This window comes from Pseudomonas sp. SIMBA_068, assembly GCF_046534705.1.
Classification (GTDB): Bacteria; Pseudomonadota; Gammaproteobacteria; order Pseudomonadales; family Pseudomonadaceae; genus Aquipseudomonas; species Aquipseudomonas putida.
In genome coordinates, this window is the sequence record NZ_JAWRYI010001521.1 from 1 (window position 1) to 239 (window position 239).

At 61.1% G+C, this 239-nt stretch carries 1 pseudogene; it reads left to right on the plus strand.

Annotation, left to right across the window (positions count from 1 at the left end):
- Positions 1–239, plus strand: a pseudogene (gene thiG, locus SB756_RS34755) (thiazole synthase); the annotation flags it as partial.

A 239-nucleotide genomic window follows, 5' to 3' on the forward strand; every position in this document is an offset into this window, starting at 1 on the left:
GGTGATGCCGCTCGGCGCGCCGATTGGCTCGAATCAGGGACTGGAAACCTGTGCCATGCTGGAGATTATTATCCAGCAGGCCACAGTTCCGGTGGTTGTCGATGCTGGCATCGGCGTTCCCAGCCATGCCGCGCAGGCCCTGGAAATGGGGGCCGACGCGGTGTTAGTGAATACGGCGATTGCCGTAGCGGACGATCCCGTCAACATGGCGAAGGCATTTCGTCTGGCGGTAGAAGCAG